Origin of the sequence: uncultured Clostridium sp. (assembly GCF_900547735.1) — a bacterium.
GTDB lineage: Bacteria > Bacillota > Clostridia > Lachnospirales > Lachnospiraceae > Otoolea.
In genome coordinates, this window is sequence record NZ_URHZ01000040.1 from 1 (window position 1) to 22,888 (window position 22,888).

At 50.8% G+C, this 22,888-nt stretch carries 21 protein-coding genes; 19 read left to right on the forward strand and 2 right to left on the reverse strand.

Annotated elements, in window-relative coordinates:
- The first annotated feature begins 151 nt into the window (after positions 1-151).
- The 19 genes from QZT18_RS13450 (at position 152) to QZT18_RS13540 (ending at position 20,193) form a co-directional block, all read left to right on the forward strand.
- Positions 152-1,522: a sodium-dependent transporter gene (locus tag QZT18_RS13450; protein WP_294148516.1), complete on the forward strand. Its 1,371-nt coding sequence runs from the start codon at positions 152-154 to the stop codon at positions 1,520-1,522.
- A gap of 381 nt (positions 1,523-1,903) precedes the next feature.
- The gene (locus QZT18_RS13455; protein WP_294148517.1) at positions 1,904-3,058 is read left to right on the forward strand and encodes a MalY/PatB family protein; all 1,155 of its coding nucleotides are present in this window, start codon (positions 1,904-1,906) and stop codon (positions 3,056-3,058) included.
- Positions 3,059-3,128: 70 nt separating this feature from the next.
- Positions 3,129-4,256 (forward strand): tyramine oxidase subunit B, encoded by a 1,128-nt coding sequence (locus QZT18_RS13460; protein ID WP_227029316.1) that lies wholly within the window; start codon positions 3,129-3,131, stop codon positions 4,254-4,256.
- A gap of 104 nt (positions 4,257-4,360) precedes the next feature.
- Positions 4,361-5,938 (forward strand): ABC transporter substrate-binding protein, encoded by a 1,578-nt coding sequence (locus QZT18_RS13465; RefSeq protein ID WP_294148518.1) that lies wholly within the window; start codon positions 4,361-4,363, stop codon positions 5,936-5,938.
- 37 nt (positions 5,939-5,975) lie between these two features.
- Entirely contained in the window at positions 5,976-6,722 is a 747-nt protein-coding gene (locus QZT18_RS13470) for a creatininase family protein (protein WP_294148519.1), read from the forward strand.
- A gap of 73 nt (positions 6,723-6,795) precedes the next feature.
- The gene (nikB, locus tag QZT18_RS13475; protein ID WP_294148520.1) at positions 6,796-7,821 is read left to right on the forward strand and encodes a nickel ABC transporter permease; all 1,026 of its coding nucleotides are present in this window, start codon (positions 6,796-6,798) and stop codon (positions 7,819-7,821) included.
- Positions 7,822-7,824: 3 nt separating this feature from the next.
- On the forward strand, positions 7,825-8,724 hold the full coding sequence (locus QZT18_RS13480; RefSeq protein WP_294148521.1) for an ABC transporter permease: 900 nt from the start codon (positions 7,825-7,827) through the stop codon (positions 8,722-8,724).
- Between the two features lie 12 nt (positions 8,725-8,736).
- Positions 8,737-9,723, forward strand: a complete 987-nt coding sequence (locus QZT18_RS13485) for an ABC transporter ATP-binding protein (protein ID WP_294148522.1) — start codon at positions 8,737-8,739, stop codon at positions 9,721-9,723.
- A 3-nt stretch (positions 9,724-9,726) separates the two neighbouring features.
- Entirely contained in the window at positions 9,727-10,731 is a 1,005-nt protein-coding gene (locus tag QZT18_RS13490; protein ID WP_294148523.1) for an ABC transporter ATP-binding protein, read from the forward strand.
- Positions 10,731-11,339 (forward strand): hypothetical protein, encoded by a 609-nt coding sequence (locus QZT18_RS13495; RefSeq protein ID WP_294148524.1) that lies wholly within the window; start codon positions 10,731-10,733, stop codon positions 11,337-11,339. The genes QZT18_RS13490 and QZT18_RS13495 overlap by 1 nt, the downstream gene beginning before the upstream one ends.
- Positions 11,340-11,624: 285 nt before the next feature.
- The gene (gene rsxC / locus QZT18_RS13500; protein ID WP_294148525.1) at positions 11,625-12,950 is read left to right on the forward strand and encodes an electron transport complex subunit RsxC; all 1,326 of its coding nucleotides are present in this window, start codon (positions 11,625-11,627) and stop codon (positions 12,948-12,950) included.
- 13 nt (positions 12,951-12,963) lie between these two features.
- On the forward strand, positions 12,964-13,899 hold the full coding sequence (locus QZT18_RS13505) for an RnfABCDGE type electron transport complex subunit D (RefSeq protein ID WP_227029324.1): 936 nt from the start codon (positions 12,964-12,966) through the stop codon (positions 13,897-13,899).
- Positions 13,899-14,507 carry an FMN-binding protein gene (locus QZT18_RS13510; RefSeq protein WP_294148526.1) on the forward strand — a complete coding sequence of 203 codons (609 nt, stop codon included), beginning with the start codon at positions 13,899-13,901 and terminating at the stop codon, positions 14,505-14,507. Before QZT18_RS13505 ends, QZT18_RS13510 begins: the two co-directional genes overlap by 1 nt.
- A 15-nt stretch (positions 14,508-14,522) precedes the next feature.
- Positions 14,523-15,353: an electron transport complex subunit RsxE gene (locus tag QZT18_RS13515; protein ID WP_294148527.1), complete on the forward strand. Its 831-nt coding sequence runs from the start codon at positions 14,523-14,525 to the stop codon at positions 15,351-15,353.
- A gap of 13 nt (positions 15,354-15,366) precedes the next feature.
- Positions 15,367-15,942, forward strand: a complete 576-nt coding sequence (gene rsxA, locus QZT18_RS13520; RefSeq protein WP_227029327.1) for an electron transport complex subunit RsxA — start codon at positions 15,367-15,369, stop codon at positions 15,940-15,942.
- A 15-nt stretch (positions 15,943-15,957) separates the two neighbouring features.
- Positions 15,958-16,749, forward strand: coding sequence for an RnfABCDGE type electron transport complex subunit B (locus tag QZT18_RS13525; RefSeq protein WP_294148528.1), 792 nt, complete (start codon positions 15,958-15,960; stop codon positions 16,747-16,749).
- Positions 16,750-17,324: 575 nt separating this feature from the next.
- A complete protein-coding gene (locus QZT18_RS13530) occupies positions 17,325-18,023 on the forward strand; it encodes a DinB family protein (protein ID WP_294148529.1) in 699 nt (232 codons plus the stop codon).
- Positions 18,024-18,085: 62 nt separating this feature from the next.
- Complete coding sequence (locus QZT18_RS13535; protein WP_294148530.1) at positions 18,086-18,583, forward strand: hypothetical protein; 498 nt, start codon at positions 18,086-18,088, stop codon at positions 18,581-18,583.
- A 344-nt stretch (positions 18,584-18,927) separates the two neighbouring features.
- The gene (locus QZT18_RS13540) at positions 18,928-20,193 is read left to right on the forward strand and encodes an FMN-binding protein (RefSeq protein WP_294148531.1); all 1,266 of its coding nucleotides are present in this window, start codon (positions 18,928-18,930) and stop codon (positions 20,191-20,193) included.
- Between the two features lie 139 nt (positions 20,194-20,332).
- Here the strand turns inward: QZT18_RS13540 and QZT18_RS13545 are convergent, their stop codons facing one another.
- Complete coding sequence (locus tag QZT18_RS13545) at positions 20,333-21,202, reverse strand: MerR family transcriptional regulator (protein ID WP_294148532.1); 870 nt, start codon at positions 21,200-21,202, stop codon at positions 20,333-20,335.
- A 303-nt stretch (positions 21,203-21,505) separates the two neighbouring features.
- Positions 21,506-22,639: an alanine racemase gene (alr, locus tag QZT18_RS13550; protein WP_294148533.1), complete on the reverse strand. Its 1,134-nt coding sequence runs from the start codon at positions 22,637-22,639 to the stop codon at positions 21,506-21,508.
- Between the last annotated feature and the right edge of the window lie 249 nt (positions 22,640-22,888).

The window sequence follows — 22,888 nt, forward strand, 5'->3', positions numbered from 1 at the left end:
TACAAACCGGGACTGAAGACTCATATCCACCCTCCCACTCCCCCGTCCGCCGTCTCACAGAGGCGTCTTCACATCTCAATTAATCCCTTGTCTTTTGATGAAATATATAGTAAACTAGCTAAGATATGTATATTTATAAAGGAGAATGGTAATGGGCAGAGAAAAATTTTCATCACGTCTGGGATTTATCCTGATTTCCGCAGGCTGTGCTATCGGCCTGGGTAATGTTTGGAGATTCCCGTACATAGTTGGTCAGTACGGAGGAGCGGCCTTTGTTCTGATTTATGCGGTATTCCTTTTGCTTTTGGGACTTCCGATTATTGTCATGGAGTTTGCAGTGGGCAGGGCGAGCCAGAAGAGTGCGGCGCTTTCGTTTGATGTGCTGGAACCGAAAGGCAGTAAGTGGCATATTGAGAAATGGTTTGCAATGGCCGGTAATTATATTCTTATGATGTTTTATACTACCGTTGCGGGATGGCTGTTCCTGTATTTCGTCAAGATGGCGGCGGGCGATTTTGTGGGCCTGGATGCGGACGGAGTGGCGGGAGAATTTGGCGCAATGCTTTCGAATCCGTCCCTGATGATCGGATTCATGGTGCTCTGCGTTGTATTCTGTTTTTCCATCTGTGCAATGGGACTTCAGGGCGGAGTCGAGAAGATTACGAAGCTTATGATGGTCAGCCTTCTTGTGCTGATGGTAGTTCTGGCAGTGAATTCCGTGAGAATGGAAGGAAGCCGTCCGGGACTGGAATTCTACCTGAAACCTGACTTTAACAAGATAAAAGAGGCTGGAATCGGGGAGGTGGTATTTGCCGCCCTGGGACAATCCTTCTTTACGCTGAGTATCGGTATCGGAGCGCTTGCAATCTTCGGAAGCTATATCGGCAAAGAGAGAAGACTGACCGGAGAAGCGATCAGCGTCACAATCCTTGACACACTGGTGGCGTTTATGGCCGGTCTGATTATTTTCCCGGCCTGTTTTGCATACAATATTGAGCCGGGACAGGGACCCAGCCTGATTTTTATCACGCTGCCGAACGTATTTAACAACATGCCGGGCGGCAGGTTCTGGGGAACGCTGTTCTTCCTGTTTATGTCCTTTGCGGCAGCCTCCACGGTAATCGCCGTATTCCAGAATATTGTTTCCTTTGCAACGGATCTGACCGGATGCAGCGTAAAGAAAGCAGTTGTTGTCAATATGATTGCGGTGACACTCTTATCCCTTCCCTGTGTGCTGGGATTCAATGTGTGGAGCGGTGTAACTCCGTTCGGCCCCGGATCTACCATCCTTGATCTGGAGGACTTTATCGTCAGCAATAACCTTCTTCCTCTGGGAAGCCTTGTGTACCTTTTATTCTGTACAAGCCGTTACGGCTGGGGATTCAAGAACTTCACAAAGGAGGCCAATGAGGGAAGAGGCATGAAATTCCCGGCATGGGCCAGAGTTTATGTTTCTTATGTAATACCGCTGGTTGTACTGTATATTTTCTTCCAGGGATACTGGTCTAAATTTTTTGCATAAAGATTGAGCGGACGGAAATTATTTAATTGAATATAAGCAGCCTGAAGGCAAGAGGAAAGTGTATTTTTCCTCTTGCCTTTTTGTGAGTGCAGAAAAATCCTCACACACAAAAAAACAGAGCCGGCGTTTTGTCTTCCTATTGTAGAGTCTGCAATTATGAAAGAAGATTGAAATAAAGCCAGATATAAGAATGATATATTAAACTATTAAATAAAAATAATTATAATATATCAAAATATACAGAATATATATTGACAAACAGGGCGGTCAGTGATATAAAATAACTAAGATATAAAGTTTAGCAGATTAACTAAAAATAGGCTAAACAAAGAAGTACATAAATACAGAAGCAGATAAATGATTAGAGATGGAGGAGCGTGTATGTATAATTTTGATGTGCTTTTACAGCGCAGGCATACGGACAGCACGAAGTGGGACGCCCTGGGACGTGATTACGGCAGAGATGATTTGATGCCGTTCTGGGTGGCGGATGCCGATTTCCCGGTGCTGCCGGATATCAACCGGGCAATCAGGGAACGGGCGGACGACGGAATGACGTTCGGATATACATTTGCCGGTGACGGGTATTATGACAGCATCATTTCGTGGAACCGGGACCGTCACGGCCTGGAGCTTTTAAGAGAGCATCTGCTTCCGGCTCCGGGCGTGATAACGGCGCTTTCGGTCGTACTCCTGGCTATTGCGGGGAAAGGAGACAAAATCCTATTGAATCCTCCGGTTTATTCCCCATTTTTTACGGTCGTGAAAGGGCTTGGGTATGAGCTGGCGGAATCGCCCCTCCTTTACCGGAACGGCAGATATGAGCTGGATTTTGAGGACATAGAGAAGAACTTCAGGGAAGGAGTTAAATATTATATTCTGTGCAGTCCCCACAACCCGGTGGGCAGGGTGTGGAGCGGGGAGGAGCTTAAACGGCTCACGGCTCTCTGCAGGGAATACGGGGTGCTGATTATTTCAGACGAAATCCACTACGACATTGTATATCCCGGGCACCGCCATACCTCGATTTTGCAAGTGGACGAGGACGCGATCATGATTACCGCTCCCAGCAAGACGTTCAACATTGCGGGGCTGAAATCGTCGGTCATCATGATAAAGAATGAGACGCTGCGCCGGAAGGTGGAAGAATTTGCGGCCGGTATGCACCTGTATCTCAATCTGTTTGCCTACCGGGCGACGGAAACCGCCTATGAGAAGGGCGGTCCCTGGGTGGATGAGATGCTTTCCTATCTGGAAGGAAACGCCCGTTTTGTCCTGGATTATGTGAAAAAATATCTGCCAAAGGTGAAGGCCTCCATGCCGGAGAGCACTTACCTGATGTGGATGGATTTTTCCGGATACCGGTTTACCGAGGAGGAGTTGTTCCATAAGATGCGGGATGAGGCGAAGGTGGCGCTGAACTTCGGATCGGAATACGGGCAGGGCTATGAACAGTTCCTGCGCCTGAACATCGCCTGTCCCCGCGCTTATCTGGAGGAGGGGATGGAGCATATCAGAAAGGCGCTTACGACATAGAGCGGCGCTTAAAAACGCAGTTCAGGTATTTTACAGAAAGAGTACCGTGAATAAAAATGGAGGGCATTTTATGGAACGGAAACAGGTGGGATTCAGGTTCTTATCCGAACCTGACATGATCAAAGCGGGAGTGCTGGACGTCAGGAAATGCGTGGAGGTGATGGACGACACATTCAAGCTTCTGGGAACGGGTGATTTTGTGATGGGCGGTTATAATCAGAGCAGCCACGGCTGTATGCTCTGGTATCCAAAGGAAACACCCTTCCCGGGTATGCCGGTGGCAGGGCCGGACCGGAGATATATGGCGATGCCTGCCTACATAGGCGGACGATACAATTGCTGCGGCGTGAAGTGGTACGGTTCCAACATCACGAATCCCAAAGAGAGGGGACTTCCCCGTTCGATTCTCATGGTGGGGCTGAATGATGTGGTGACCGGGGAGCCGCTTTGCATCATGTCGGCCAATCTTCTGAGCGCGATGAGGACGGGCAGCGTACCCGGCGTGGCGGCCAAATATCTGGCAAAGAAGGATGCGGAGTCCCTCGGCGTAATTGGCTGCGGGGTCATCAGCAGGGCATGCGCAAGGGGAATCTTAAACAGCATGCCAGGGGTAAAACGGCTGTATTTAAATGATATTGTCAGGGCCAGCGCGGAGGCGTTCGCCGAGGAATTCCGGAAAGAATATGAGATAGAAATTATTATAAAAGACAATCTCAGGGATACGGTCGTGGATTCCGATGTCATCAGCGTCGCAGCGGCAGGGCCGGTGCCCGTTGTCATTGACAGGGAGTGGCTGAAGCCGGGCTGCCTGTTTACGGCCACCGGCCATGCGGAGCTGTCCGAGGAATGCTGGCTGGAAAATCAGGTGGTTTTCGACTACTGGCCGATGCACGAGGTGTGGTACGACGAGGGCAGGATGCATCCGGACGGAATTGAGAGCACGAAAGACTGGGCGCCCAGCTACCAGATGCTTAAGATGATGGAGCAGGGGAAGGTAAAAGCGGAAAACATGATGAGCCTGAGCGACGTTGCGGCGGGGAAGATAAGCCCGAGAAAGTCCGAGGACGAGAAAATTATTTTCATATCCGGCGGTCTTCCGGTGGAGGATGTTTCATGGGGGTACACTCTGTTCGAGGAGGCGGTCAGACAGGATCTGGGTACGATGCTGACGCTCTGGGATCAGGCTCACTGGCTGTAGGGGGACAAACAGGTTAACCGTTGATTTGCTACGATTCACAGCCCTGCAAAAAACGCAGTTCTGTAAACTATTTACCTATCATACAAAGGAGAAGGAGAGAGGTTATGAAAAAAACGAGATTGTTTCTGACAATGCTTTTGGCGGCCGGCGTTCTGGCAGGCTGTTCCGGTAAGAGTGAAGCGCCGGCAGGTTCCGAAGCGGGAACCGGCAGCGGCACCGAGGCCCCGGCGGGGGAGACGGCGGGGAATGCGGCCGTCAAGGACGAAGTGATTGCAGTCCTTAAGGGGGAACCCTCCAATATCGATCCTCACGGAAACACGGAGCTGGTGGCCATGACCACCCAGGTACAGATTTTTGAGACACTGGTAAAAAAAGATGAGGAAGGCAACATCGTTCCCGGACTTGCGGAGAGCTGGGAACAGATAGACGATAAGACAATCCGTTTTAAACTGAGGGATAATGTATATTTCCACAACGGTGAAAAAATGACGGCGGAGGATGTGGCTTACACGATTAAGAGGGCCACGGAAAAACCGTCCAGCGCTTCCATTTTTGCCTCCTTTGACGCCGAAAACACGAAGGCGGTGGACGAGCTGACCGTGGACGTGGCGACGAAAGCGCCGTTTGCGGCCGTATACAATTACCTGACCTCGACGAGGGGCGGCATTGTGAGTAAAAAAGCGGTGGAGGAGATGGGAGACGACCAGTTCGGACGCAGTCCCGTAGGAACGGGCCCGTTTGCATTTGATAACTGGGTGAGCGGAACCAGTATCACCTTAAAGCGCAATGACAACTACTGGGGAGAAAAACCGGCTTATTCCACCCTCACCCTGAAGTTTATCACGGAGACGGCAAACAGGGCGCTGGAGATCGAGTCCGGCAATGCCGATATCGTACTGGATCCCGACACGGGCGACCTGGACAGACTGGCGGAGACGGACGGACTTGAAGTGGTGTCCGGAGACAGCTACGGCATGTCCTATATCGTATTTTCCATGGATGATGAGGTGCTCGGCGATGTGAGAATCCGGCAGGCCCTGTCCATGGCCCTGGATCTCGACTCCCTGGTGGAGACGGTATATGGAAATTATGCGACGGTCAGCGAGAGCGTCATGCCGTCCACCGTATTTGCCTACCAATCACAGGGAAAGCATGAATATAATGTAGAGAAAGCAAAAGAACTTCTGGCGGAAGCGGGTTACGCGGACGGACTCACAATTGAACTCAATCTTCCAAACGGCTCAGAGCAGCAGAACATCGGCGTCATTGCACAGAACATGTGGAAAGAGATCGGCGTGACGGCCAATATTTCCACCGCATCCACCTCCGAGATTATAGCGGCCGGCAGACGCGGGGACAATCAGGTGACAATCATGGCGGCAACTTACTCCACAGGCGATCCGGGACATGCCCTGGCGGATTTTGACACGAGAAGCGACGGCTTTTTCAGACCGGTGGATAAGAAGATTGACGAGCTTCTGGACAAGGGAAGCGCCGCCTACGATTCAAAGGAGAGAGCGGCCGTTTACGAGGAACTTCAGGACTACATTTACCACCAGTATTACATGATAGGCGTGGCAAACAAGACGGTGAATTACGTGATTACGGACCAGGTGGAAAACTTCTACTGTGATCCGGGCAACATCCCATCCTTTGCGGGCGTCACCGTAGCCGAACAGTAACTAAAAAACGTCTCAGAGAAAAACAGGAGGTAAGATTTTGGATAAACTGATCATGAATAACCTGACCTGGCCGGAACTTGAGGCCGAGATGAAACATATTAAAGTCGCTCTGGTGCCGGTAGGTTCCTGTGAACAGCACGGCCCCAACACCACATTTGCGACCGACGCGGCCAGAGCGGCCGCGTACGCGGAGAAACTGGCGGAGCGCTGTAAAAATAAGGTGGTTGTATTCCCCTGCGTGCCGTACGGACTGTCCCTTCACCACATGGATTTCCCCGGCACCGTGACTTTGCAGGTGGAGACGATGATGCACCTGCTGGTGGATATCGGCGTTTCCATTGCAAAACACGGAATCAGAAAGATCCTGTTTTTAAATGCACACGGCGGCAATTTTCCGGCTCTGGAAGGCGCGGTGATTAGTTTAAAGCAGAACCATGAAATTGATGCATACTGGTCGGCGGTCGGTTCGGAAATTTCCCTCGGAGGGCTGACGGGACTGCCGAAGCTCATCGGCCATGCCTGTGAGGTGGAGACCAGTTCCTGCCTCTATCTCTGTCCCGAGACGGTGCGGGAAGAGCGCGTGCCGGGAATTATGCAGGACAGCATGCTGACCCATGATTCCTTTGTAAAGGGCGGAGCCGCCTGGAGCTGGAAAAACGACGCATCGTTAAACGGAGCTCTGGGAGACGCCAGAAAAGCGACCTATGAGATAGGAAAGAAGATGACGGAGGCCTCCCTCGAATACATGGAACAGATCGTAGATGAGATTATCGCCCGCCCATAAAGCGGACGGTAGCCCGGGCCGGACCAATGGCAAAAGACCTGTGCGCTTAACGGCAATGCGGAAGGAGAGTTTAATGAGCAAGTTTATATTCAAACGTATACTGGCGCTGATTCCCGTCATGCTGGGCGTCTCCCTGATTATTTTCAGCCTCCTGTATTTTACTCCCGGAGATCCCGCGGAGTATATGCTGGGAATGGATGCCACCCAGGAAAATATTAATACGCTCCACCGTGAGCTGGGACTTGATCAGCCCTTTCTGGTACAGTATTTCAATTACATAAAAAACATTGTGACAAAATTTGATTTTGGAAAATCCTATACGACGAAACAGTCGGTGTCCATTGAGATTCTCCAGAGAGTGCCGGCCACCGTGACGCTGGCGGTTCTAAGCGTCTCCTTTGCCACGGTCATCGGAGTCGTGACCGGAGTGATAGCGGCGGTGAAGCAGTATTCCATCTTTGACAAGATAGCGACGGTGTTCGCCCTGACCGGCGTGTCCATGCCGAACTTCTGGACCGGCCTGATGCTGATTATCATCTTTGCGGTTCATTTTAAGGTGCTGCCGCCCTCGGGGTTTGATACGCCCCTGCACTGGATTCTGCCTTCCCTGACCGTGGGAATGGCGTCCAGCGCCACCATTATGCGCCAGACGCGGTCGGCGATGCTGGAGGTCATCCGCCAGGATTACATTACAACCGCGCGGGCAAAGGGGCAGAAGGAGATTGTAATCGTGTTCCGCCATGCGCTTAAAAATGCGCTGATTCCGATTATCACCGTTGTGGGAATTTCCTTCGGCGGCATGCTCGGCGGCGCGATTCTGGCGGAGTCCATTTTCTCCATACCGGGAATCGGAAAGCTGATGGTGGATGCCATCAATGTAAAGAATTATCCGATGGTGCAGGGCGGAGTCCTGTTTATAGCGTTCGCCTTCTCCATCGTCAATCTGCTGGTGGACATCCTGTACGCCTTTGTGGATCCGAGAATTAAGTCACAGTATAAGAACTCCGGCCGGAAAGCGGTTCCGGCCAGGGCGCCTATGCAGGCCGGTAAGAACGAAAAACCCGGTGCGGCAGAAGAGAAGACGGGAAAGGAGGAATAACATATGGCAGGCACAGCAGAAGCGGCGGTAAATGATGCAATTGATTATTCCTCCATTAAAAAAGAGGGGCTTTTTACCCAGACCTGGAACGGACTGAAGAGAAACAGGCTGGCAATGTTCGGCCTGGCATTAATCGTCATCCTGATACTGATTGCGGTATTTGCGGATTTTATCGCTCCCTACGGCGTGGACGAGCAGGATCTGACCAGGAAATTTATGAAACCATGCGGCGAGCACTTATTCGGCACCGATGAATTCGGCCGCGACATATTCAGCAGAATCGTGTTCGGCAGCCGCTATTCCCTGATGATAGGAGCCGTGGCGGCGACTTTATCGGCCGTCATCGGCATGCTGGCCGGTTCTTTAGCCGGTTTCTACGGCGGAAGGACGGACAATATCCTGATGCGTCTGATCGACATCATGCTGGCCATTCCGAGCACTCTTTTGGGAATCTCAATTGTGGCGGCCCTTGGAAACGGAATCAGGAATGTGATTATCGCCGTTGCAATCGGAGCCGTCCCGGCCTATGCGAGAATTGTCCGCGCCTCGATCCTCTCGGTGAAAGAGCAGGAGTATATCGAAGCGGCCCGTTCCATCGGCGCGTCCGATTACCGTATTATTATGAAACATATTCTGCCCAACTGTCTGGCTCCGATTATCGTCCAGATTACAATGAGCGTTGCCAAAGCCATACTGGAGGCGTCGGCCTTAAGTTTCATCGGACTGGGCGTCCAGCCTCCTTCGGCGGAATGGGGCGCCATGCTGTCGGCGGGACGCGCTTATATAAGGAAGGCATGGTGGATTGTCACATTCCCGGGCGTTGCCATTGCCATGATTATCTTCGGCCTGAACCTGTTTGGAGACGGCTTAAGAGATGCCCTGGATCCCAGACTGAAAACGTAAAGGAGGAACGAAATGAGCGAAACTATATTATCGGTCCGCGATTTGTCGGTTCACTATGTCAAGGAAAAGAGCGTGGTGAAAGCCGTGAATCACCTGTCGTTTGATCTCGTCGCAGGGGAGACTCTGGGCCTTGTGGGAGAGACGGGGGCGGGCAAGACGACGACGGCCCTCGCCATTATGAACCTTGTTCCAAACCCGCCGGGAAGAATCGTGGGCGGGGAAATCGTATTCCAGGGAGAAAATGTCCTGACGAAGTCAAAGCACGAGCTGCGGAAAATGAGGGGCAGGGAAGTCTCGATGATTTTCCAGGATCCCATGACATCCTTAAACCCGGTTATGACGGTGGGGGATCAGATAGCGGAGGTGGTGCGGCTCCACAACCAGTGCTCGCCGGCCGAGGCCTCCGTCCGCGCCCAGGAGATGCTTCAGATGGTGGGAATCAATGCGGAGCGCTACCAGGATTATCCCCATCAGTTTTCGGGAGGGATGAAGCAGAGGGTGGTGATCGCCATCGCCCTGGCCTGTAACCCCAAACTTCTGATTGCCGATGAGCCGACAACGGCGCTGGATGTGACAATCCAGGCCCAGGTGCTGGAGATGATGACCGATTTAAAGGATAAGCTGAATACTTCGATGCTCCTGATCACCCACGATCTGGGAGTCGTTGCCCAGGTCTGTGATAAGGTTGCCATCATGTACGCCGGTGAAATCGTGGAGTACGGCAATCTGGAGGATATTTACGACCATGGGGAGCATCCGTATACGATCGGCCTCTTCGGTTCCATTCCGGATCTCGACAATGACACGGAGCGGCTCAGCCCCATCTCGGGCCTTATGCCGGATCCGACGAACCTTCCTGCGGGATGCTCGTTCAGCCCCAGGTGTCCGCACTGCACCGGGCGGTGCCTGGCAGAGGATCCGCCTCTCCGGGAGACGGCGCCCGGCCATATGGTGAAATGCCACCTGCCGCGGCAAAAAGGTGGAAGAAGGGAGGAGTAAGAGATGGCGGCACTGCTTGAAGTAAAAGGACTTAAGAAATATTTCAGCACTCCCAAGGGGATGCTGCACGCGGTGGATGATATCAACTTTACGCTGGAACAGGGAAAGACCCTGGGAATCGTAGGGGAGTCGGGATGCGGCAAATCGACGCTCGGCCGGGTGCTCCTGCACCTGCTGGAACCCACGGAAGGAACCATTGTGTTTGACGGCAAAGATATCTCAAACCCGGGACGCCATGCGATGAAGGAACTGCACCAGGAGATGCAGATGATTTTCCAGGATCCCTATTCCTCCATCAATCCCCGTATGACGGTCAGCGAGATCATCGGAGAACCGCTGAAAATATTCAAAATGTGTGCGTCTTCATCCGACTGTGACCGGGAGGTGCTGAAGCTGATGGATACGGTAGGCCTTGCAGGAAGACTTTACAATACATATCCTCACGAGCTGGACGGCGGCCGCCGCCAGCGTATCGGGATTGCCAGGGCGCTGGCTCTGAATCCCAAATTCATCGTCTGCGATGAACCGGTTTCGGCCCTGGATGTGTCGATTCAGGCGCAGATCCTGAACCTGATGCAGGATTTGCAGGAGGAGAGGGGCCTTACTTATATTTTTATCACCCATGACCTGTCGGTTGTGAAACACATTTCGGATGACATAGGGGTGATGTATCTCGGCCAGATGGTGGAGATGTGTGAGTCGAAGGAACTGTTCAGAAATCAGCTCCATCCGTATACAAAAGCGCTGCTGTCTGCCATTCCGCGGCCGAAAATCCATCAGAAAACGGAGCGGATCCTGCTGAGGGGCGAGATCACCTCGCCGATCAATCCGGGCGACAAATGCCGTTTCTGCAGCAGGTGCATTTATGCGCAGGAACGGTGCTTTGCCTCGGGACCGAAGCTTGAGGAGGCGGGAACCGGACATTACATAGCCTGCCATTACTGGAAGGAGATAGCGGACGGAGCGCTGAAACCGCAGACGGCACAGAAGATGCGGGAGGAAGCCTGATGAAGCCGCCCTCCCTGAGGCCGGTCAACCAGCTTAATTATGCGTGCGTGCCGTATCCTACGACGCTTGAAAGAGGGGAGCGTTTGCAAAAACCTTATCCCAGCGTGGCCGTGGCGGGCTGCGGCCTGTGCTGCATCTGCATGGTGGTGGAATTTATGACGGGGAAACTTCTCCCTATCAAAGAGTGTATTGAGCTGTCTATGGAATCGGGGGCCAATGTTTTCGGAACCGATATGAAGCGCCTTGGAGAGGCGGCGGCAGAAGCGTACGGGCTGCGGTTTGAGACGGCGGAAGAAATGGATGCCCTGCGTAAATGCCTGGGAGAAGGCGGCTGTGCGGTGGTGAACGTGGGGAGAAAGAACGGTATTTTCTCCGACGGAGGCCATTATCTGTTTGCGGCCGGGATGGACGGAGACGGAAATGGACGCGGTACGGACGGACCGGAGCGGATATGGTTTCTGGATCCCTCTTATACAAAACAGAAATACGAAAGGCCGGACCGGCGGGAAAAAGTAGAATTAAGGGAGCCGTACATTGGGGCCGAACCGGACACGGTGGAAACGGAATGTGCCTCCCGTCATCCGGCATTCTACCTGTTTTACAGGTGAAAAATTGTTAAATAACAATACGAAGAATGGGCTGTCATGGGAAATTTATGGCAGCCTTTTTTGTCGTTTCTGTATGAAACACAGGTTGAAAAAAATAAATTTTGTATTAATTTTTATACAAAAATCGGTCGATTATCTTAAATTTCCCAATTGTTAAAAACTTTTACCTATGCTATACTATACGCGATAGCTTTTAACCCTGGAAGTGATAAAAAATTCACGAAAATCTGATAAAAAATTCACATCCGGGAGAGAAAATCTAACTAGAGAAAGAGGGTTTATTTGATGGGTTTGGCTACATTTATAGGCGGCATTCATCCTTATGAGGGAAAAGAACTGTCTGAGGATAAACCGATCCAGGTAATCGCTCCTGAAAAGGGCGAAGAGATGGTATATCCGCTGTCCCAGCACATTGGCGCTCCTGCAAAACCGCTGGTTGCCAAAGGCGACCAGGTACTGAAAGGTCAGATTATTGCAGAAGCAGGAGGCTTTATTTCCGCCAATGTTTTAAGTTCTGTTTCCGGTACGGTAAAGGGGATCGAACCGAGACTGGTAGCGAATGGTGCAATGGTACAGTCTATCATCGTAGAGAACGATGGGGAAGAGAATGCGATTGAAGGTTTTGGTAACGAGAGGGATTACACAAAGCTTTCTAAGGAAGAAATCAGAAATATCATTAAAGAAGCCGGTATTGTCGGCTTAGGCGGAGCCGGTTTCCCAACCCATGTGAAGCTGACGCCGAAGGATGAGGCTGCCATCGATCACGTAATTGTGAACGGCGCAGAGTGCGAGCCTTACCTTACGAGCGACTACCGTGTGATGATGGAGCGTCCGGAACAGATTATCGGCGGACTGAAAGTCATCCTCCAGTTATTTGACAATGCAAAGGGAATCATCGGCATTGAGAATAACAAACCGGAAGCGATCAAGAAACTGACGGAGATGGTAAAGGACGAGCCGAGAATTGAGGTATGTCCGCTGCTTACCAAGTATCCGCAGGGCGGTGAGCGTACCCTGATTTATGCCGTTACCGGAAGAGAAATCAATTCTTCCATGCTGCCGGCAGACGCAGGCTGTGTTGTTGACAACATTGACACTGTGGCTGCTATTTATAATGCAGTCTGCAAATCTACGCCGCTGATGCGTAAGATTATTACGGTAACAGGCGATGCCGTAGCGAATCCTCAGAACTTTGAGGTGAGGCTGGGAACGAATTACAACAGACTTAAAGAAGCCGCAGGCGGATTTAAGGAAGAACCAGAGAAGATGATTTCCGGCGGACCTATGATGGGCCAGGCTTTATTCAGCCTTAACTTCCCGGTGGCCAAGACATCTTCCGCACTGACTACATTCACAAAAGACCAGGTTGCAGCGATGGATCCGACTCCGTGTATCCGGTGCGGCAAGTGTGTGGACGTATGTCCCGAACACCTTGTGCCGCAGATGATGATGGACGCCGCGGAGCGTCACGACATGGAGAAATTCCAGAAGCTGAACGGTATGGAATGTGTGGAATGCGGCTGCTGTGCATATACATGCCCGGCCAAGAGACCGCTGACACAGGCATTCAAAGAGCTGCGTAAAGCAGTGGCGGCCAGCCGCAGAAAGTAGGAGGTGTGAAGAAATGGGAAAATTATTTAACGTATCGTCATCACCTCATGTAAGAAGTAAACATTCCACCCAGGCAATCATGTTTGACGTGGCAATTGCAATGCTTCCTGCATCCATTTACGGTGTATGGCAGTTCGGTATGCACGCACTTCTTGTACTGATTGCTACAGTTGTATCCTGCGTACTTTCCGAATATATTTTTGAGAAACTGATGAAAAAACCGATTACCGTTTATGACGGCAGCGCCGTTGTTACCGGTATGATCCTTGCGCTCAACATGCCTCCTCAGATTCCGGTCTGGATGCCATGCCTGGGCGGTGTTTTCGCCATCATCATTGTAAAACAGATGTACGGCGGTCTTGGCCAGAACTGGATGAACCCGGCCCTGGCGGCAAGATGTTTCCTGCTGATTTCATTCGCAGGCAAGATGACCACATTTACCGAACCTTTCTCCGACGCGGTAGCCAGCGCAACTCCAATGGCTATGTTAAAGGCAGGAGAGCAGGTGGATGTAACTGCTATGTTTATCGGACGTATCCCTGGAACCATCGGTGAGGTTTCCGTGATTGCACTGTTAATCGGCGCTGCTTATCTGGTATTCAGAAAGGTTATCACACTGCGTATCCCGCTTACATATATTGCAACGGTTGCAATCTTTGCCGCAATCTACAGCGGATTCGATGTAAGCTACATTCTGGCCCATGTATGCGGCGGCGGTTTGATTTTCGGTGCCTTCTTCATGGCAACGGATTATGTAACAAGCCCGATTACACCAAAGGGACAGTATGTATTCGGTATCGCCCTGGGACTTCTGACAGGCCTCTTCCGTATCTTCGGCGGCTCTGCAGAGGGTGTTTCCTATGCGATTATCTTCTGCAACATCCTGGTTCCGTTAATCGAGAAGTTCACCCTTCCGACTGCATTTGGAAAAAAGGGAGGTAAGAAATAATGGCAGCTAAATCCGGATTTATGAAAGACGCCTTTATCCTTTTTGCAATCACCCTGATTTCCGGTATTGCGCTGGGAGGCGTATATGAAGTGACAAAAGGCCCGATCGAAAAGGCCACAATTGAAGCAAACAACAAGACTTACAGGGGTGTGTTCCCGGAGGCTTCCTCCTTTGAGGAGTCAAGCGAAATCAACCTGGAAGAATGCAATACACAGCTTGCAACAACCGCTTTCGGCGGTGTCGGCGTTGAGACCGTTATGGTGGCAAAAGACGACGCGGGCAGTGACCTCGGATATGTAGTCAATTCCTATTCCAATGACAGCTACGGCGGAAAAGTAGCCATCTCCGTCGGCATCAAGGAAGACGGAAGCATTACCGCCATCGGTTTCCGCGAAATCAGCGATACGCCGGGCCTGGGCCTTAAGGCAAAGGAAGACGCGTTCAGAACCCAGTATGACGGTAAAACCGCTACGGAGCTCACCGTTGTAAAGGGCGGCAATGCCGGCGATGCTGAGATCAATGCCATCAGCGGCGCGACCATTACGTCCAAGGCAGTAACCAATGCGGTAAATGCAGCCCTGTACTGCAAACAGAATTTCATAGACTAACAGGAGGTGGGAAATATGAACAAATATACAGAACGTATTACAAACGGTATTATTAAAGAAAACCCAACCTTCGTGTTAATGTTAGGTATGTGTCCGACCCTGGCAGTTACAACATCTGCCGTAAACGGTCTGGGCATGGGACTTTCCACAACAGCCGTTCTTGTATTTTCAAACTTAATTATTGCGGCGCTGCGTAAGATTATTCCGGATCGCGTGCGTATTCCGGCATTCATCGTTATCGTGGCAACCCTTGTAACCGTAGTCCAGCTTTTAATGCAGGGATATGTGCCTTCCCTTTATGCATCGCTGGGTATCTACATTCCGTTAATCGTAGTTAACTGTATCATCCTTGGCCGTGCCGAATCTTACGCTTCCAAGAATGATGCAATTTCCTCCCTTTTCGACGGACTTGGAATGGGTCTTGGATTCTCCATCGCCCTGACCTGTATCGGTATTTTCCGTGAATTCCTGGGCGGCGGAGCATTCTTCGGCAAACAGATTATCCCGGAAGATTTCCACATTTCGATCTTTGTTCTTGCTCCGGGTGCGTTCTTTGTCCTTGCAATCCTGACAGCGCTCCAGAATAAGTTCAAAGCTCCTTCTGCAACCAACGGTTCCGTGCCTCAGTCCAATCTGGCATGCGGCGGCAACTGTGCAAGCTGTGCGGGTTCCTCATGTGCGGGAAACCATCTGGCGCTGGCTGAGAAAGCGGCAGAGGAAGCGGCTAAGGCTGCGGCAGCGAAGAAAGCTGCGGCAGAAAAAGCCCTGGCGGCTAAGAAGGCAGCCGATGAAGCGAAAGCAAAAGCGGAAGCCGAAGCTGCAAAAGAACCTGAGAAAACAGAATAGGAGGAATGGATAGATGAAAGAATTACTATTAATTGCCATCGGCTCAGCCCTGGTAAATAACGTTGTATTAAGCCAGTTCCTCGGTATCTGCCCATTCCTTGGCGTATCCAAGAAGGTAGAGACATCAGCAGGTATGGGTGTGGCCGTAATCTTCGTAATTACGATTGCATCCGCAGTGGCAAGCTTAATCTATGATAACATCCTGGTGCGTTTTGGTATGGAATACCTTCAGACCATCGTGTTCATCCTGGTTATTGCGGCTTTAGTACAGTTCGTAGAGATGTTCCTTAAGAAAAATATGGTTTCCCTGTATCAGTCGCTCGGCGTATACCTTCCTCTGATTACAACAAACTGTGCCGTTCTCGGTGTAGCATTAACAAACGTACAGAAAACCTACAACTTCGTAGAGAGCGTTGTCAACGGCGTCGGTATCGCAGTTGGTTTTACCATTGCAATCGTGCTTCTGGCAGGTGTGCGTGAGAGAATTGAGTTCAATGATGTGCCATACAACTTCCAGGGATCCCCGATTACGTTAATTACCGCAGGTCTCATGTCAATCGCATTTTTCGGATTTTCCGGATTAATTTAAGGGGGGAGACGAAGGATGAATATAACTGGAATTATTATTGCGGCGGTTATCGTAGGTCTCACCGGTATTATCATCGGTGTGCTCCTCGGAGTTGCCAGCGAGAAATTTAAAGTAGAAGTAGATGAAAAAGAAATCCTTGTCAGGGAAGAACTTCCGGGCAACAACTGCGGCGGCTGCGGCTTCCCTGGTTGTGACGGTCTTGCAAAAGCCATTGCCGAAGGTACGGCTCCAATCAACGCCTGCCCGGTCGGCGGCGCTCCCTGTGCCGAGAAAATTGCAGCCATTATGGGTGTGGAAGCCGGCAGCAGCGAGAAGATGGTTGCCTTTGTAAAATGTAAAGGCACCTGTGACAAGGCAAAATCACAGTATAATTATTACGGTATCAAGGACTGTAAGATGGCGGCCGTTGTTCCGGGTTCCGGCGACAAAGCCTGCACCTACGGATGTATGGGATTCGGTTCCTGTGTAACCGCCTGTCAGTTCGACGCGATTCACGTGATCGACGGCATTGCAGTCGTAGACAAAGAGAAGTGTGTGGCCTGCGGCAAATGTGTGGACGCCTGCCCGCAGCATCTTGTTGAACTTGTTCCGTATAAGGCAGAGCACCTGGTACAGTGTAATTCCCATGATAAGGGACCGGCTGTCAAGGCAAAATGTGACAACGGCTGTATCGGCTGTACGCTCTGTATCAAACAGTGCGAGGATGACGCCATTCATATGGATAACAACCTTGCGGTAATCGATTATGAGAAGTGTACCAACTGCGGCAAGTGCGCGGCGAAGTGCCCTGTAAAGATTATTAAATAAGAAAGCGGACGGTGAAGACGCAGCAATGCGCTTTGATTGAAGGCTGGGAATAGAAAGCACGCTCTGTGGGGCGTGCTTTTTGCTGTGTTGACGGAGGAAGGAGAACGCCGCCGGGACGGCTGGGGTTCGGGATGATGGGGGGAGGTTGTGAGTCTTCAGTCCCGGGGATGGGTATGGTGAGGGGAATCCGTCGGCGGGACTGAAGACGCGAAGGTTTTCGCCATCCCGAACCCCGGGCGGTGGCCGCTGTCTTGTTCTATTCCTTCGAGGGGATGGGGGCGAGGCCGCTATGGTTACTGTTCACGGGCAGTATTCCGCGAGGTGTTTTTTGTGAGTGGAGCAAAGCGAAAGTCACAGAAAACCCGAGGGTTACGGCGCGAAACGGCGCTTTTTCCGTTTCTGTGCATCGCGAAGCGTGTTGCTGGGCACGGAGTGAACAGTAACCCGCTGTGTTTCTTTGAATGCCATCCTCTTCCCTATGATTGACCGCGGCTAAGGAATGAATTATAATGAAAGATAGCCATGATGAAAAAATAGTGTAACACCCGGAAACGCGATGAGCGGAGGAAGACGATATGATGGATACGGTAAATGATTATAAGCTTAAGGTGGACGAGCTGCGCAGGCTGATTCGGTCGCGCAGGAATTTTGAACCGGCGGTTGAGCTGGCGCTTGAGATGCATTCGATTACACATACGGGGCAGGTTTCAATGAGTGCGGAGCCAACCTACTGCGATGAAATACTGGAGGGGCTTAGGGACGAGGATTACAGCGTAATGCCGACCAAAAAGGATGAAACCATCGCATGGCATTTGTGGCATATCGCCAGGATTGAGGATTTGGTGGGAAATCTACTCATAGCGGAGCAGGACCAGATTTTTAATGACGAATGGATGGACCGAATGAATGTGACCGTCAAAGATACCGGCAACATCATGTCCGATCCCGAGATTATCGGCCTCAGTGAGCGGATCAACAAGCAGGAACTGATCAATTACCGGGATGCGGTAGGGCGGAGGACGCGTGAGATTTTAAAATCCCTGACCGCAGACGATATGAAACGGAGGCCTGCGCCCGAATATCTGGACCGGCTCGTCGGTGAGGGCGGTCTGCTGGAACAAAAAGGGTCGCTGTGGCTGAAAGACTTCTGGGGGAAACATACGGTGGGCGGACTTGTTTTACTGCCGCTGACGCGCCATCACATGATGCACCTGCCCGACAGCGCCGCAATTAAGGAATTTATTAAGAAGGAACAGACAGACCGGACGCAGTAGTCCGCCGGACGGAACTACCGCCGTCTGCCGGTGCGAAACGGCGCCGGATAAGGAGGTTGAACATGGAACACAAACCGGGAGCGGATAGCTCACAGAAAAATAAGAAACAGAAAGAAACACTTTTAAAAACAGTCGATGCGCTGGGAAAACTCAGGGCGTCCCTCAAGGAGGCCGGATTCAATCCCAAGGAGCCGGACCTGAAAACCGCCTGGGAAGTATTTAAAAAATTTAACCGTCTCCGCTTTGACTGTTCCGACGACAGCCTGCTTTTTGAGACGGGAGTGTATGATGTAACGGGAGAGGAGCAGTTTTATCTTTCCATGGTAAGACAGTTTACCATAGAAGTGGACGGAGAGTACGATTATATGGAACAGATCCACCTGGATCTCATCTACCCGGCCGATGATCGGCTCGCCAGTCTGAATGAAACGCTCTGGACTTATGATTTTGACGATGATGTCCCGGCTTTCATTGCGGCGGTGGAAGAGTCCCGGGCATTTAAAATTCCGCTGGAAGAGTATCATGCCCTGGCGGCCGATATTTATCAGGATGAGATATAGAGAGTATCATGATGGTTTCATGGTTGGAGGATGCGCCGTAACCATATTTGGAAAGCGGCAGCGGAATACGAAATTGGCGGAAAACGAATAAAATAAAGGTATCCGGCCAGACTAAGGGCAAAATATTCCCGGTCTGGCCGGATATTTTGATTTTTTTCCGGCGGCCGAAACAGGATAGAAGTATCCGCCGGTTTAAGGATTGTAAGTTTTTCCTATATTTGCAAAAATATATAATTTCTATAAAATTTATTGAATATCATGCCATGTTCCTGTATACTATTCGGGGGAAGTTTTCCCATGTATCAGAAACACCAGCCGATGAAAAAGGAAAGGATTCGAGAAACGTGAAGAAAAACAAAAATAACAATGGAAAGAACAGCATGGCGGCAGGACTTGCCGGGGCAGGAATCATGATTGTACTGGCGGGAGGTCTGATTGCAGTTTCAGGGCCTCTTTATAAATCCATAGCGGGCAGAAACCTGCCGGTGTCGGACGTGCCGATTTATAATGAAGGAATTTATGAAGGAAGCGCAAGAGGATACGGCGGACCGATAACCGTGACCGCCAGATTTTCAGAATACGGAATAGAGGATGTTAAAGTGAACGCTCCGGATGAAACGCCGGAGATTGGAAAGGCGGCGGCTGTAAAGCTTTCAAAGGATATCTGGATGAAGCAGACCCACAGTGTGGACAGCGTATCCGGCGCTACGATGACCAGCAATGCGGTCAAGACGGCCATGGCAAACTGTGTGCGCGGAGCGGTGAAAGAGGGCACCGAACTGGCTGCGATTATTGAGCAGGAGGTTGCCCAGGAGAATGCCGAAAAAGCCCTGCCCGAGGTAGCTGAGCTTTTGAAGGAGATAGAGGACGGAGCCTACGTTTACCGCGACGCCGAGCCGGATGAAAACGGTTTTTATAACGAAATCAGAATTGAAATAAGCGGAAATAAAATCACACAGCTCGTATGGGATGCCGTACAGACGGACGGAACGGGCAAAAGACAGATGTCCGAGGCAGGCGAGTATACGATGACGGAAAACGGTCCGAAGTGGTATGAGCAGGCGGACGAGCTGGCCCGCTATGTGATGGAGCACCAGACGACGGAAGGCCTGATGAACGACGGAGGAACCTCCGATGCGGTTTCCTCGGTCAGCATCCATATTGGAGGATTTATCGACTGCCTGAAAAAATGCCTTCTTCTGGCAAAGGGCGACACCTCCCACATGAGCCTTGATGCGCTGCTGGCTGCGGCGGCCGACGGAGCGTATTCCTGGAAGAGCGGGCAGGCCGACGACAACGGTTTCTGCGACGCGATTTCCATGACGGTAAAAGATCATAAAATCATTGATCTCAAATGGGATGCGGTAAATGCAGAGGGAACCGGAAAAAGACAGCTCTCCGAGGAGGGTCAGTATACGATGACGGAGAACGGTCCGAAGTGGTATGAGCAGGCGGATACGCTGGCCGGATACCTGGTGGAGAACCAGACGGAGAAAGGCCTCCTTTCGGATTCCGGTTACGCAGGCGATGCGGTTTCCTCGGTCAGCATCTATGCGGGAGGATTTCTGGAAGCGGTGAAACAGTGCCTGCTGAATGGGCCTGTTTTATAATCAGATAAAATGAGAAAATTAAAATAAACAAATAAAGTAAACAAATAAAATAATTTAAGATAAGCAAATGCCCTGCAGAGACAGAATTCACTGTCCCTGCAGGGCATTTATACAAGCTTCCGCGTCCGGTTTTTATCTGTTATTGACGCTCTTTAAGATACTCCTTCAGGGCGCGGCTGATAAATGACGATGCGCCGGTTCCGTATTTTTTGTCGGTCACCTCGGTAAAAGCGGGGGATGACACGTAAGTGTCGGCCATAAACTGCCAGTAGTTTTCTCCCATATCAATGCCTTGATTGCATTCCTCGGTGAAAGAAATAAGTTCCCCGGTAATTGCCATGATTTCCGCGGATGAAGTGTCTTTACTCAAATCGGCGGTCAGTCTTCTGGTAATTTCTTCGGTCTTTTCAACAAGGCCGTCCACCTCTTCCGGGGAGATGGACGGGCCATCCGACAGGAAGGTCTGGAAATTTTTTTCCATTGCCTTTGTAAAGTTTTCAATGCTTCCGAACTGTTTGACGGCCATTGCGGCAATTTCATCCTCGCGTGATTTTAGATCCAGGAGCATCTCGTCAAAGCGCTCCATGCCGCCCATCTGTTTTTCGATTTTTTCCGGTTCTGTTTTTTTAAATTCTTCCAGAACGGTGAAATACCGTTCCATATCAAAATTACTGAAATCCATACACGTTTCTCCTTTGATCAGCTTATCCAGCAGTCCCAACAGGGAAGTCAGCCTGTCACGTTTCACCTGTATCAGTTCGCGCTGCTTTATGAAGGTTTCCGTCTTATCGAACCCGGGACTCTCCATGATCGCCTTAATCTCTTTCAGGGTAAAATCGAGTTCCTTAAAAAACAGAATCTGCTGCAGCACCTCCAACGCACGGTCATCATACAGACGGTATCCCGCATCCGTTACCTCCGACGGTTTAAACAGTCCAATCTCGTCATAAAACTGAAGGGCCCTTACGCTGACGCCGGTCAGCGATGAAACCTGTTTTACAGTCATCATCTTATCTGCCTCCTGTTATTTCCTTATTTTATCTGTCTGCTTATATATATACTAACTCTATATTTACAATCTGCATATTTACGGGCGAATCCTACCGGTATGATTCTTTGAAGACAGAGAGGAAGTTATGCATGAAACCTTCCCTCTGATATTACTATACAATATCACGATACGTGAGGGTCAATACCTGTTTTATATTTTGTAAAAAATAATGCGTGTTACCGGCATCCAGCCACAAAAATAGCAGCCGGATACAGCCCGGCTGCTATTTTTCTATGAAACGCCGTTACGAATAAAGAACGCCTATTCCTGATCTTTGTAAATTTTCACCGGGCGTTCGCTGATGTTACAAAGGTAAACGACATAGGAATTCTCTGTGATTTTTTCCAGGTCAAACGCGTCGATTTTTTCCCCGCCGTCCCGGCCGATCAGCGTGACCGTATCACCGATTTCCGTTTCTGGAATATCCGTGATATCTAAGAATGTCTGATCCATACAGACGGAAATGATGGGGGCGCGTCTGCCGTGAATCAGCACATAGCCGCCCTTCTTGCCCAAATCCTCCAGATAGCCGTCTCCGTACCCGAAGCTGGCAATTCCGACTACGGTGTCGCGCTTTGCCGTAAAACTTCTCCAGTAGCCCATGCTCCTTCCGGCAGGGACATATTTCTTATTGGTAATAAACGTCTTCCAGTCCAGCACCGTTTCAAGGCCCAGCCGGTTTTCCTCGTCGAGGCAGGGATCATAGCCCAGCCAGAGGAGGCCTGTCCTCACCATATTATAGTGGGCCTTTTTGAACCGTACCGTGGATGGGGTATTGGTGGCGTGGACGTAGCGCGGGTGAATGCCTCTTGCCCGTATCTGTCCGACCGCTTCCTCAAAATCCCTGATCTGCTGTTCGGTAAATTCCGGGTTGGCTACCTCGGCCTCGCCGAAATGGGTGAAAACGCCTTCGATTTCCAACCCCTGAAGCGGCAGGATGCCGTCCAGGAGATCCTCAAGCTGCCTTCCCTTTTCCACGCCGATGCGCCCCAGCCCGGTGTCTATCTTTATATGGACGCGGGCTTTTTTGCCGCTTTTCAGAGCCAGTCCGGACAGGAGGGCGGCATCCTGAGTGCGGAAGACCGGTAGGATGAGATCCTCCTGCACCGCGTAGGGCAGATTGTTGACCGGCACTCCTCCCAACACCATAATCTCCGCGCGGTTTCCGGCTTCCCTTAGCGTCTGTGCTTCGCGCACCTGGGCGACGGCCAGCCTTCTGATTTTACATTCGCTCATCAGCCAGTCCGCGGTGCGGATCAGGCCATGGCCGCATGCGTTTGCCTTCAGCACAGGCATAATTTCCACATCCGGCCCTACGTGTTTCCTGATTTTTTCCATATTGGACCTGATTTTTGTCAGGTCGATGGTAATGAATGAATTCCCCGTTTCGTTCATAATAATTCCTCCCCATTTTGTGATTTCCTGCCGTGTGAAGCGCCTTTTACCGTCCCCAGCCGGTCACAGCCACTGCGCAGAAACCAGAGCATGCGTCCATTATCTCACTGAGTTTGATAAAATACAATAAAAAACAGAAAAATCTGAAAAATATGTTAAAAAATGGACAATTTAACAGGGACAGAAAATTCTGTGTTGCCTGGAATTTTCTGTCCCTGTTTCCGCCCTTATCGCCTGGTGCGGTGTGTT

Coding starts and splice junctions, on each gene's coding strand:
- QZT18_RS13450 (WP_294148516.1), top strand. CDS start 152: ATGGGCAGAGAAAAATTTTCATCACGTCTGGGATTTATCCTGATTTCC.
- QZT18_RS13455 (WP_294148517.1), top strand. CDS start 1,904: ATGTATAATTTTGATGTGCTTTTACAGCGCAGGCATACGGACAGCACG.
- QZT18_RS13460 (WP_227029316.1), top strand. CDS start 3,129: ATGGAACGGAAACAGGTGGGATTCAGGTTCTTATCCGAACCTGACATG.
- QZT18_RS13465 (WP_294148518.1), top strand. CDS start 4,361: ATGAAAAAAACGAGATTGTTTCTGACAATGCTTTTGGCGGCCGGCGTT.
- nikB (WP_294148520.1), top strand. CDS start 6,796: ATGAGCAAGTTTATATTCAAACGTATACTGGCGCTGATTCCCGTCATG.
- QZT18_RS13480 (WP_294148521.1), top strand. CDS start 7,825: ATGGCAGGCACAGCAGAAGCGGCGGTAAATGATGCAATTGATTATTCC.
- QZT18_RS13485 (WP_294148522.1), top strand. CDS start 8,737: ATGAGCGAAACTATATTATCGGTCCGCGATTTGTCGGTTCACTATGTC.
- QZT18_RS13490 (WP_294148523.1), top strand. CDS start 9,727: ATGGCGGCACTGCTTGAAGTAAAAGGACTTAAGAAATATTTCAGCACT.
- QZT18_RS13495 (WP_294148524.1), top strand. CDS start 10,731: ATGAAGCCGCCCTCCCTGAGGCCGGTCAACCAGCTTAATTATGCGTGC.
- rsxC (WP_294148525.1), top strand. CDS start 11,625: ATGGGTTTGGCTACATTTATAGGCGGCATTCATCCTTATGAGGGAAAA.
- QZT18_RS13505 (WP_227029324.1), top strand. CDS start 12,964: ATGGGAAAATTATTTAACGTATCGTCATCACCTCATGTAAGAAGTAAA.
- QZT18_RS13510 (WP_294148526.1), top strand. CDS start 13,899: ATGGCAGCTAAATCCGGATTTATGAAAGACGCCTTTATCCTTTTTGCA.
- QZT18_RS13515 (WP_294148527.1), top strand. CDS start 14,523: ATGAACAAATATACAGAACGTATTACAAACGGTATTATTAAAGAAAAC.
- rsxA (WP_227029327.1), top strand. CDS start 15,367: ATGAAAGAATTACTATTAATTGCCATCGGCTCAGCCCTGGTAAATAAC.
- QZT18_RS13525 (WP_294148528.1), top strand. CDS start 15,958: ATGAATATAACTGGAATTATTATTGCGGCGGTTATCGTAGGTCTCACC.
- QZT18_RS13530 (WP_294148529.1), top strand. CDS start 17,325: ATGATGGATACGGTAAATGATTATAAGCTTAAGGTGGACGAGCTGCGC.
- QZT18_RS13535 (WP_294148530.1), top strand. CDS start 18,086: ATGGAACACAAACCGGGAGCGGATAGCTCACAGAAAAATAAGAAACAG.
- QZT18_RS13545 (WP_294148532.1), bottom strand. CDS start 21,202: ATGATGACTGTAAAACAGGTTTCATCGCTGACCGGCGTCAGCGTAAGG.
- alr (WP_294148533.1), bottom strand. CDS start 22,639: ATGAACGAAACGGGGAATTCATTCATTACCATCGACCTGACAAAAATC.